General features: G+C 45.8%; 12 protein-coding genes and 1 pseudogene. All 13 read left to right on the top strand.

Features of this window, described 5'->3' with window-relative positions:
• The first annotated feature begins 30 nt into the window (after positions 1-30).
• A complete protein-coding gene (gene tet(O) / locus H8S18_RS07450) occupies positions 31-1,950 on the top strand; it encodes a tetracycline resistance ribosomal protection protein Tet(O) (RefSeq protein WP_000691758.1) in 1,920 nt (639 codons plus the stop codon).
• Positions 1,951-2,001: 51 nt separating this feature from the next.
• Positions 2,002-2,175: a cysteine-rich KTR domain-containing protein gene (locus H8S18_RS07445; RefSeq protein ID WP_002779755.1), complete on the top strand. Its 174-nt coding sequence runs from the start codon at positions 2,002-2,004 to the stop codon at positions 2,173-2,175.
• A gap of 487 nt (positions 2,176-2,662) precedes the next feature.
• Positions 2,663-3,175: a sigma-70 family RNA polymerase sigma factor gene (locus H8S18_RS07440; RefSeq protein ID WP_000241709.1), complete on the top strand. Its 513-nt coding sequence runs from the start codon at positions 2,663-2,665 to the stop codon at positions 3,173-3,175.
• 94 nt (positions 3,176-3,269) lie between these two features.
• Positions 3,270-3,695, top strand: a complete 426-nt coding sequence (locus tag H8S18_RS07435; RefSeq protein ID WP_000323895.1) for an RNA polymerase sigma factor — start codon at positions 3,270-3,272, stop codon at positions 3,693-3,695.
• A gap of 83 nt (positions 3,696-3,778) precedes the next feature.
• A pseudogene (locus H8S18_RS07430) lies at positions 3,779-4,253 on the top strand (RNA polymerase sigma factor).
• A gap of 154 nt (positions 4,254-4,407) precedes the next feature.
• Positions 4,408-5,433, top strand: a complete 1,026-nt coding sequence (locus H8S18_RS07425) for an AAA family ATPase (RefSeq protein WP_001170964.1) — start codon at positions 4,408-4,410, stop codon at positions 5,431-5,433.
• A gap of 524 nt (positions 5,434-5,957) precedes the next feature.
• The gene (mobV, locus tag H8S18_RS07420; RefSeq protein ID WP_001820668.1) at positions 5,958-6,923 is read left to right on the top strand and encodes a MobV family relaxase; all 966 of its coding nucleotides are present in this window, start codon (positions 5,958-5,960) and stop codon (positions 6,921-6,923) included.
• Between the two features lie 8 nt (positions 6,924-6,931).
• Positions 6,932-7,786, top strand: a complete 855-nt coding sequence (locus H8S18_RS07415; protein WP_000743700.1) for a ParB/RepB/Spo0J family partition protein — start codon at positions 6,932-6,934, stop codon at positions 7,784-7,786.
• 45 nt (positions 7,787-7,831) lie between these two features.
• A complete protein-coding gene (locus H8S18_RS07410; RefSeq protein ID WP_001206986.1) occupies positions 7,832-8,062 on the top strand; it encodes a YdbC family protein in 231 nt (76 codons plus the stop codon).
• A gap of 71 nt (positions 8,063-8,133) precedes the next feature.
• Positions 8,134-8,325, top strand: a complete 192-nt coding sequence (locus H8S18_RS07405; protein ID WP_001820669.1) for a hypothetical protein — start codon at positions 8,134-8,136, stop codon at positions 8,323-8,325.
• Positions 8,326-8,379: 54 nt separating this feature from the next.
• Positions 8,380-10,236, top strand: coding sequence for a recombinase family protein (locus H8S18_RS07400; protein ID WP_001820670.1), 1,857 nt, complete (start codon positions 8,380-8,382; stop codon positions 10,234-10,236).
• A 40-nt stretch (positions 10,237-10,276) separates the two neighbouring features.
• Positions 10,277-11,149, top strand: coding sequence for a hypothetical protein (locus tag H8S18_RS07395; RefSeq protein ID WP_186857672.1), 873 nt, complete (start codon positions 10,277-10,279; stop codon positions 11,147-11,149).
• A gap of 95 nt (positions 11,150-11,244) precedes the next feature.
• A complete protein-coding gene (locus tag H8S18_RS07390) occupies positions 11,245-11,673 on the top strand; it encodes a DUF3846 domain-containing protein (protein WP_207721694.1) in 429 nt (142 codons plus the stop codon).
• Positions 11,674-11,687: the final 14 nt, after the last annotated feature.

The following is an 11,687-nucleotide window of genomic DNA, read 5'->3' as shown; positions in this document are numbered from 1 at the left end:
TTTTTTGGGTGTTGATAGGAGGAAAATCACATGAAAATAATTAACTTAGGCATTCTGGCTCACGTTGACGCAGGAAAGACAACATTAACGGAAAGTTTATTGTATACCAGTGGTGCAATTGCAGAACTAGGGAGCGTAGATGAAGGCACAACAAGGACAGATACAATGAATTTGGAGCGTCAAAGGGGAATCACTATCCAGACAGCAGTGACATCTTTTCAGTGGGAGGATGTAAAAGTCAACATTATAGATACGCCAGGCCATATGGATTTTTTGGCGGAAGTATACCGTTCTTTATCCGTATTAGACGGAGCAGTATTATTAGTTTCTGCAAAGGATGGCATACAGGCACAGACCCGTATACTGTTTCATGCACTACAGATAATGAAGATTCCGACAATTTTTTTCATCAATAAAATTGACCAAGAGGGGATTGATTTGCCAATGGTATATCGGGAAATGAAAGCAAAGCTTTCTTCGGAAATTATAGTGAAGCAAAAGGTTGGGCAGCATCCCCATATAAATGTAACGGACAATGACGATATGGAACAGTGGGATGCGGTAATTATGGGAAACGATGAACTATTAGAGAAATATATGTCAGGGAAACCGTTTAAAATGTCAGAACTGGAACAGGAAGAAAACAGGAGATTCCAAAACGGAACGTTATTTCCCGTTTATCACGGAAGCGCTAAAAACAATCTGGGGATTCGGCAGCTTATAGAAGTAATTGCCAGTAAATTTTATTCATCAACGCCTGAAGGTCAATCTGAACTATGCGGGCAGGTTTTTAAGATTGAATATTCAGAGAAAAGGCGGCGTTTTGTTTATGTGCGTATATATAGCGGAACATTGCATTTGAGGGATGTTATTAGAATATCTGAAAAAGAGAAAATAAAAATCACAGAGATGTGTGTTCCGACAAACGGTGAATTATATTCATCCGATACAGCCTGCTCTGGTGATATTGTAATTTTACCAAATGATGTTTTGCAGCTAAACAGTATTTTGGGGAACGAAATACTGTTGCCGCAGAGAAAATTTATTGAAAATCCTCTCCCTATGCTCCAAACAACGATTGCAGTAAAGAAATCTGAACAGCGGGAAATATTGCTTGGGGCACTTACAGAAATTTCAGATGGCGACCCTCTTTTAAAATATTATGTGGATACTACAACGCATGAGATTATACTTTCTTTTTTGGGGAATGTGCAGATGGAAGTCATTTGTGCCATCCTTGAGGAAAAATATCATGTGGAGGCAGAAATAAAAGAGCCTACTGTTATATATATGGAAAGACCGCTTAGAAAAGCAGAATATACCATCCACATAGAAGTCCCGCCAAATCCTTTCTGGGCTTCTGTCGGGTTGTCCATAGAGCCGCTCCCTATTGGAAGCGGAGTGCAGTATGAAAGCAGAGTTTCACTTGGATATTTAAATCAATCGTTCCAAAATGCGGTTATGGAGGGGGTTCTTTATGGCTGCGAGCAGGGGCTGTATGGATGGAAAGTGACAGACTGTAAAATCTGTTTTGAATATGGATTGTATTATAGTCCTGTAAGTACCCCCGCAGACTTTCGGCTGCTTTCCCCTATCGTATTGGAGCAGGCTTTAAAAAAAGCAGGGACAGAACTATTAGAGCCATATCTCCACTTTGAAATTTATGCACCGCAGGAATATCTCTCACGGGCGTATCATGATGCTCCAAGGTATTGTGCAGATATTGTAAGTACTCAGATAAAGAATGACGAGGTCATTCTGAAAGGAGAAATCCCTGCTAGATGTATTCAAGAATACAGGAACGATTTAACTTATTTCACAAATGGGCAGGGAGTCTGCTTGACAGAGTTAAAAGGATACCAGCCAGCTATTGGTAAATTTATTTGCCAACCCCGCCGCCCGAATAGCCGTATAGATAAGGTTCGGCATATGTTCCACAAGTTAGCTTAACAGCTTGCAAAAGTCATATAAAATGAGATTTGAAAGGATTAGAGACTAATTATGATGAAATGCGAATGGATATTGTGTCCTGTTTGTGGGAGCAAAACCCGTAATAAAATTAGGAAGGACACTGTTTTGGAGAATTATCCCCTTTATTGTCCAAAATGCAGACAAGAAAGATTGATTAAAGTTGACAACTTGAAGATAACTGTCATCAAAGAGCCAGACGCTTAAGACGCAGAGCCGATGAAATTGTGGAACAATTCACGAATCATCGGCTCTTTTTGTTTCGTATTTGAAAGAACAAACTCACCAAATAAAAAAAACGATATTCGGGTGGGTTATTTTGTTATACCCTAAATTACCCTCTGAATTTGTTTTTAAATTTGGAGGGATTTTTTTATGTCCTTTTTTCGGGCAGTTATCTATCTGCTCATACGAAGCAAAATTTATCAATACATAGCATATCAGAGAACGGCAGGAAACCAGTTAAAAAAATTTCTGCCAGTGCAACGGTACTTCTCACCTTGAAAGTAGAAGTACAATCTCCATACAATAGAATTACTATTTCCTATAACCGTAAAGGTCACAGAGCCTTTGCGGTTTTTCTTTTGTCGATTTTTGTTGGAAAGTGCCGTAGGGCTGTTTCTGATATGCGGTGTCGTTCTCCGCCTCTCCATCTGGATTTTTTACATTTCAAAAATTCAGATGGGAGGTATTTATGGTGAAATATGCACCAAGAAAGGTATATATCAGAGAAAGTGGCGGCTATGTGGAATTATCCTACACGGAGTTCTGCCGTTGCAGGGAATCCGACCAGACCTATATGGACAAGCTGTTTATCCCCATTCAAGGCTGTCTGCTTGAAGTCGTGAGGGAGCAATACACAGACTTCTACCGTGACAAGGAACGGTGGCGTTATCTGCAAAAATTAGATACAAAGAATAGACTGCTATCTCTCGACGGATTTACGGACAGCGAGGGGAATCCTCTGGACTTTATCACTGATGAAGCGGTGGACATTGCAGAAACCGTTGTCAATGCGGTCATGGTGGACAGGCTGAAAGCCGCCCTGCCTTTGCTGTCGGATAGTGAACAGGAGCTGATACAGGCAATCTTTTTTGACGGACTTTCCGAGCGTGAAGTCGGGGCGAGGTTGGGCATAACCCAGAGCGTTGTAAACAAACGCAAAGCCAGAATCCTAATAAAACTAAGAAAGATAATAGAAAATTAAAATTTAAGGCGTTCAGCCCCCTTGTTTTTTCCTTTGGGAAGATGAGGGGGCTTTTCTCTGCCCTCTCAATCAATTCTGATTGGAGGAAGTAAGAATGGCATACAACCACGGACGGGAGGACAGGAAATGGCGTATCTGGAAAGAAGCGGAGGAAAAGCTGCTGCGTGAGTGCGGCGTTGATGAAGCGACCATTGAGCAGATACGCATGGCGGACAGGGCAGACTTCAATTCCAACAGGCGGTTTTACCGATGGACGAATGACGTTGCGGAATATCTTGAGGACATGGCAGGCAGGGAGCGGCAGGCGGAAGTGGGTACGGTTGCGGAGTTACTGGAAGAGATTGAGAGCGAAAATCTCTATCAAGTATTAGTCACGGTGGACGGGCGTACCTTGAAAATCGTCCTGCTGAAAATGCAGGGGTATTCCACAAAGGAGATTGCCCCGCTTGTGCATTTGACGACTGGTGCCATCTATGCGAGGTTAGACCATCTGCGGAAGAAGCTGCGGAAAATTTTATAGCTTCTAAAACAGCCTGCCATCCTGCGGGCTACTGGGTGAGGGATGGAAATCCCCTCACTCATTTTTTGCAGGAGGACAACAGGATGGCATACAGGGTTAAGGCATACACGCTTCGGGAGGAATCCACGGAAAGCGGCACAAGGTATTTTATCAGCTTTAAGGACGGGCAGGGCAAATCCCACGAGTTGGAAGTGTCGGAACAGTTCTTTATGGAGTTTCGGCAGATGGAGCGCAGGAACAGGAATCTTTTCTAATGGGACGAGCGGCACAGGGAGTTTAACGAGGTATGGGACGAAACCCTTTACAGACGGGCGTTGCGTGTGCCTAAGAGCCTTGATGAACGCATGGTTGAGGAAGAACGGAATGAAACGCTCTATAAGGCGGTTGGGAGCCTTCCAGAGATACAAAGGCGGCGTTTCCTGCTCTACTACGAGTATGAGTTCAATTTTTACCAAATCGCCGCTATGGAGCATTGCACCGCTTCGGCAATACAGAAATCTGTTGCGATTGCAAAGGAGAAAGTAAAGGCGGAAATTGAAGAAATATCTCCAACCGTGACCGACACCGCCCGAAAAAGAAATCTGTTTTTTATTTGTGTGGGATTGGCGGCATTACATACTCTCACTTTTTTCCGTGGGAGTAAATCTATTTTTAAGGAGGTCAACGCCTATGTGCAACGAAAACAAAGACACCGCCCGAAAGGAGGAAAGCCATGCAGAAGTTACAGACAGTCAACGCCGAAACGCTCCTTTATGAACCGCTTGAGAAACCATCCTTTGTGGTGGACAGCCTTATCCCGACAGGCTTATCGCTGTTCTGCGGCTCACAGAAGATAGGCAAAAGCTGGCTCATGCTGAAGCTATGCTTATGCGTGTCGCAGGGAATCCCTTTATGGGATATGCCGACAATGGAGGGCGATGTGCTTTACCTCTGCCTTGAGGACACGTTCTGCCGCATACAGGACAGGTTATTTCGTTTGACGGACGAAGCAAGCGGGCGGCTCCACTTTGCCGTGGCAAGCTGCAAGCTGTCAGACGGTCTTATCGTGCAGCTTGAAGATTATCTGAAAGATTACCCAGACAGCAGGCTCATTGTCATTGATACCTTGCAGAAAGTCCGTACAGCTTCAAAAGACAATGCCTATGCAAGCGACTATGGGGACATCTCCCTCATCAAAGACTTTGCCGACAGGCACTCTCTGGCGGTCATTGTCGTACACCACATCCGAAAGCAGAATGACAGCGACGTGTTCAACAAGGTGTCTGGGACGACAGGATTAACGGGGAGTGCGGACGCTACCTTTGTTCTGGAAAAGGAGAAACGTGCGTCTGACACCGCCAAGCTGTATGTGACGGGCAGGGACACGCCTTATCAGGAATACACGCTGCGTTTCCGTGATTGCCGTTGGGAGCTTGTGGAGCGGAAAACGCAGGAGCAGCTTGCGAAAGAAACGATACCAGATGTCCTTTTTCGGTTGGTGGATTTTATGAGGGATAAGGAAGAATGGATAGGCACGGCAACGGAACTGTTAGCCGCTATGGGGGAAACGGAAACCATACCCACGGTGATTACGAAATGGCTGAATGAATACCGCACCACATTTTTAAGCGAGAACCGTATCTGCTACCAGTACAGCCGCAGGAAAGACGGCAGGCGGATTGCCCTTGCAAGGAGGGCGGGTGACAGCGGTGATGGTGGTGACAGCGATATTAGGATACCCCCCTGTTACTGTCATTGACGCTTAAAGCCATGTAAAGCTGGCGGCTCTGCCCTGCGGGTGACAGCAGTGACGGTGGTGACAGTGATTTTAGGATACCCTGCCGCTGTCATCCCTACGGGAGAACACCCCGTAAACGCAAAATGCAGGCGTGAGATTTACTCGCCCTTTTCGGTCGTGTAAAACCACCCCTGCGGTCAGAAAAATCATTCCGATTTTTCCGACTGCGTTTACAGGGTGTAACACACTACACTTTGCCCTGCAAAGTCGTGTGCCAGACGTTCCCTCTGGACTCCCTTAAGGCAGGGCTGTGCCCTGCTATCCTACGCCTTACGGCTTCGGATAAAAGAATGGCGGCATGACGGTGACGGCTCTTGCGAGGGGGGTATCCCAAAAACACCGTCATCATCGACATGACCGTCATGCAGGGGGTGAGGGTGACAGTTGCGGCAGTCGGCAGGGGGTATCCCAAAACTGCTGTCACCACCGTCACCGCTGTCACCCCAAAGGACGGTCACCCGCCGAAAGAAAGGAGGAATCCGCCTATGCCTTATGCAATCCTGCGTTTCCAGAAACGAAAAGCGGGCGGCGTTGCGGCTTGTGAACGCCACAACGAGCGGAAGAAAGAAGCCTACAAAAGCAACCCAGATATAGATATGGAACGCTCTAAAAACAATTACCATCTCATAGCACCACCAAAGTACACCTACAAGAAAGAGATTAACCGCATGGTAGCCGAAGCGGGGTGCAGGACAAGGAAAGACAGCGTGATGATGGTGGAAACGCTCATCACAGCTTCACCAGAATTTATGAACCAGTTACCGCCCGAAGAACAAAAAGCGTATTTCCAGACGGCTCTTGACTTCATTTCGGAGCGTGTTGGAAAGCAGAATATCCTCTCCGCTGTCGTCCATATGGACGAGAGAACGCCCCATATGCACCTCTGCTTTGTGCCGATTACGCCAGACAATAAGCTGTCAGCGAAAGCTATCTTAGGCAACCAGAAATCATTATCCGAGTGGCAGACCGCCTACCATGAGCGGATGTCCTCACGGTGGAATCAGCTTGAACGGGGGCAGTCCTCAATGGAAACCAAGCGGAAACACGTCCCCACATGGCTCTATAAATTAGGCGGCAGGCTTGATAAACAGTATGAAGAAATCGTGTCTGCCCTATCCGACATCAACGCCTTTAACGCAGGGAAGAAAAGGGATAAAGCGTTAGATTTACTCTCTGCATGGCTGCCAGACGTGGAGAAATTCTCTAAGGAAATCGGGAAACAGCAGGCGTATATCGACAGTTTGAAAGAGAGAATTGGGCAGGAATCAGACTATGCGGGGCGTATGCGTGATGAAAAGTACGAGCAGGAACTAAAGGTGCAGAAAGCGAATCAGAAGATATTTGAATTGCAGAGAACCAACGAGCAGATGGGGCGGCTGCTGTCAAAAATACCGCCCGAAGTGTTGGAAGAATTGCAGAAAAATCATAGAAGCAGAGCGAAAGAAAGGTAGATATGTGAATGAAGAAACAGGATTTTAAGGTGTTAAAGACCAAAGACTTGTACCCGTTCCCCGACAATCCGTTTCATGTGGCAGAAGATGAAACACTGTCAGAGTTAGCGGAAAGCATCAAGGAATTTGGCATTGTCACGCCGATAATCACACGCCCGAAAGAGGACGGGGACGGTTATGAAGTGATTGCAGGACAGCGGCGTGTCCGTGCTTCTGAACTTGCAGGGATAAATACCGTGCCTGCGTTTGTCCTGCCCTTAGACCGTGACCGAGCCATCATCACCCTTGTAGACAGCAATTTGCAGCGTGAGAATATCCTGCCATCGGAGCGGGCGTTTGCTTACAAGATGAAATCCGAAGCCATGAAGCGGCAGGGTTTCCGCACAGACTTAACCTCGTCACAAGTTGTGACGAAGTTGCGGACGGACGACAAGGTGGCACAGGGCTTCGGCGTGGGCAGGATGACCGTGCAGCGTTTTATCCGCCTGACGGAACTGATACCGCCGATTTTGCAGATGGTGGACGAGGGGAAAATCGCCCTCACGCCTGCGGTGGAACTGTCCTTCTTGAAGAAAGACGAGCAGGAAAACCTCTTTGCCACGATGGAGAGCGAAGAAGCAACGCCCTCACTCTCACAGGCACAGCGGATGAAACAGTTAAGCCAGAGCGGGCGGCTTGACATGGATACGATATTTGCGATTATGACGGAGGAAAAGGGCAACCAGAAAGAAACCTTGAAAATCAACACAAGCAAGCTGAAAAAATACTTTCCGAAGAACACAACGCCGAAGCAGATGGAGGAAACCATCATCAAACTTTTGGAGCGTGAGTTGCAGAGGAAACGCAACCGTGACAGCCGCTAATCTTCTTTTTTCGGGAAGTAAATACAGAGAGTTGAGGTATGGAGAATGAGAGAAATCCAGTATGAAATCGTAAAGGAAATCGCAGTATTGTCTACGGGCGACAGTGGCTACACAAAGGAAATCAATCTCATTTCATGGAATGGGAAAGAGCCGAAGTATGACATCCGCAGCTTTTCCCCGAACCGTGAAAAGTGCGGCAAGGGAATCACGCTGAACGCTGATGAAGCGGCGGCACTCCTTAAAGCATTACAGAAAGAATTAAACAGCGAGGATTAATGGTATCTGATTGGCAGGGCGGGGACATTTCCAAACTCTTCCCTGCCCTGTCTGGAAAGGAAGATTTAAGTATGGGCGAGGATAAGAAAGCAGATAAAAAGAGAAAGCGTATCGTGCCAAAAGCACCAGTGCAGATGATAATCAGCCGTGAATATGTCGGCACACAGACCGTTACAGAAGCGTTTGTCCCGATTATCTCCGAGGATATTCGGAAGAAGATTGCCGAGGGCGACACCTTCGACAATGAGGGGCTGTCCGCTTAGAATGTACGCAATGGGACATGAAAACAGATAGGACAGATACGGAGGTTTTACAGTATGGCAGGAATCAAAGAAGAAAAGAAAATCTATTTAGTCGGCATTTATTGCCGCTTATCTAAAGACGATGGTACGGATAACGAGAGTGCGAGCATTGCGACACAGAAATCCATCCTCACGGATTATGTGAAAAAGCAGGGATGGCACATAGCAAAAACGTATGTGGACGATGGTTATTCTGGTACAAATTTCCAAAGACCAAGTTTCCAGAATATGATAAAAGACATTGAAAGCGGTCTGATAAACTGCGTGATTACGAAAGATTTATCCCGTCTGGGGAGAAACTATCTTGATTGTGGGTTATATCTGGAAGTTTTCTTCCCAGAGCATAACGTGAGGTATATAGCGGTCAATGACGGCGTAGATACCTTGAATAAATCTGCTATGGACATCACGCCTTTCCGCAACATTTTAAACGAAATGTATGCCGCTGACATATCTGTTAAGATAAAATCGGCATATCGGGCGAGGTTTCAACAGGGGAAATTCATGGGAACTACCGCCCCTTATGGCTATATCAAAGACCCTGCCGACCACAACCATCTGCTGATAGATGATAAAGTGGCACATGTTGTAAAAGAGATATTCGACCTTGCATTAAAAGGGAATGGAGTTGCCAAAATTTGCAGACATCTTAATAAACAGCATATCCTACGCCCTGCCGCTTATGCGGCGGAGCGTGGCGAAACAGGCTTTGAACGTCATTTTGAGGGGAACGAGGACAAACGCTATATTTGGAGTGGGAACAGCGTGAGGAGCATTTTAAGAAGCCCGATATATGCGGGAAATCTTGTAGGCTACAAACGGATTGCCGCCAATATGAAAAGCAAGAAACGCCCCTCTAAGCTGCCCGAAGAATGGGAAGTGATACCCAATACCCATGAGGGAATAGTCACGCAGGAGGAATTTGATATTGTCCAACAGCTTATTACAAGTCGTAGGCTTCCACAGAACAAGGGAGGATTTGTAAATATTTTTGCAGGCGTTATCAAGTGTGTGGACTGCGGATGTGCTCTGCGGGCAATGAACGTACACAGGAGGAAACGCCCAGAGATTATCGACTGTGTACAGTATTCATGTAATAATTATGCAAGAAACGGAAGAAGCGAGTGTAGTGCCCACAATATAGAAGCAAGGGATTTATTCAATGCCGTTCTTGCCGACATCAACTGTTTTGCGGATATGGCAGTGAATGATGAAAAGGCGGTCAGGGCCATAGAAAAGCGGCTCACGGAAACAGACCAGAGCAGGGCGAAAGCATTAGAGAAAGAACGTAAGAAGCTGAACAAACGCCTTGCGGAACTGGACAGGCTGTTTTCCTCTCTCTACGAGGATAAGGTCATGGAGCGTATTACCGAGCGGAATTTTGAGATGATGTCGGGGAAATACCAGAAAGAGCAGCTTGAAATTGAAGCAAGGCTGAAAGAGGTGACGGAAACTCTTAATGAAAGCTACGAGAAATCACGGGGAATCCGTGACTTCCTCGCCCTTATCCGAAATTATCAAGGCTTAAAAGAACTGGATGCAACAGTTATAAACGCACTCATAGACAAGATACTTGTTTCGGAGCGTGAGAAGATGGCAGACGGAACAGTGAAGCAGGAAATCAAGATTTACTATAAATTCATCGGCTTTGTCGATGAATTACATATCATACCTACAAAACGGTGGGCAGCAATGCCCGCTAAAAATTGTACGGTGTGCGGCGTTGAATATGTCCCGGGCTCTGGTGCATCAAGGTATTGTCCTGCTTGTGCCAAGAAGATACGGAGGGAGAAATCAAACGAGAGCAAACGCAGGAGCAGAGAACAGAAAAGGATAGCATGTATGAACTGTCCGCAAAAAATGACCGACTGACCTCATCCAGCGCGAAGGCCGGATCCTCCGATGGGGTAATATGTTTCAGGAAGTACGGATATTACGCTACTTAACGGAACGGTCGTTCGACGCCTACATTTATCAGCTGCTGGAAAATAAGCAGCGGTTCATCAATCAGATCGTTTCCAATAAACCTCCCGCGCGGCGTATGGAAGATGTAGATGTATCGTCTGAAATGTTACGACAGATCAAAGCGCTTGCGACAGGAGACCCGCGGGTGATCCGAAAGTCCGAATTGGATACGGAGATAACGAAGCTCCGGATCATAAAAAGACAGTATCAAGCACAGCAATTCAGACTGCAAAAGATTATAGAATCTGTTCCGCAGGAAATACAGGAGTTAAGGAAAAAAGCTGACCTCTATGGGCGAGATCATACGGCGGCAGAAGAAGTAATGGAGCAAGGGTTCCGAATAACGGTGGGAGACGAGGAATATACAGATAAAGCAACGGCTTGGGCCGTATTGGTTCCACGATTACAGGAGGCGATGTCTCTGGAGGATAAAAAAGAAGTAGGCAGTTTTGCAGGACTCCATATTTTTCCTGAATTCAATCCTTATGAAAGTGCATTGTTCCTTATTCTTGTTGGAGAAGCACGTTATTCCTGTGAAATGAAACGTGACGGTGTAAAAAATATAGACCGGATCATACGTTGTGTAAATGAAATACCGGAAAAGATAAAAGGAACTCAGGAAAGAATAGAACGGCTTGAAAATCAATTTGCCAAAGCGCAGGACGAAATAGGGAGGCCATTCGGAAAGGAACAGGAGCTTCAGGATATGATACGCGAAGTCACCAGATTGAACCTTGAATTGAATCTGGACGCGGAAGAACCGCTTGTCGTTCCGGAACAGGATGAACTGCAGCCGGAAGAGGCGGAATACGCAAAGTGATAGAGGCAGTTCATACTGTCTCTTTTATGGTGTATGAGCGGAAGTGATACTGCTTAAGCAGGAGAAAATTGAGAGGATCATAAAGGAGAAAAAATATGAATAAAATACAAGTATTGCGAGTAGAACCGATGAAATATCCGGAATTTGTAGAGATCGACAACAGCTTAGAGTCACTGCAGGCGCAAGTAGATGGATATATAGAAGCGATTTATCCATTTGATGATGCGGTGGGGATTATATGCAATGATGAAGGCAAGATCAATGGAATGCCATTGAATCGGGCGCTTTACGACGATCATGGACAGATCATAGATATTATAGCCGGCAATTTTCTTATTGTCGGGCTTGGTAAAGATGATTTTGTTTCGTTGGACGAAAAGCATAGAGGAAAATATATGCAAATGTTCTATGCGCCACAAATATTCGTAATGAAAAACGAAAAAATAGAAGCGATCGAATTGAAATCTGCAAAATCATTGGAGAGCACGGAAAGAAATTTTGCGGAATATGAACCTGATATTTAAGAATATAGGTGAAA

The sequence above is a fragment of the Christensenella tenuis genome, assembly GCF_014287795.1.
Lineage (GTDB): Bacteria > Bacillota > Clostridia > Christensenellales > Christensenellaceae > Christensenella > Christensenella tenuis.
This window is presented reverse-complemented; position numbering and strand designations above follow the sequence as displayed.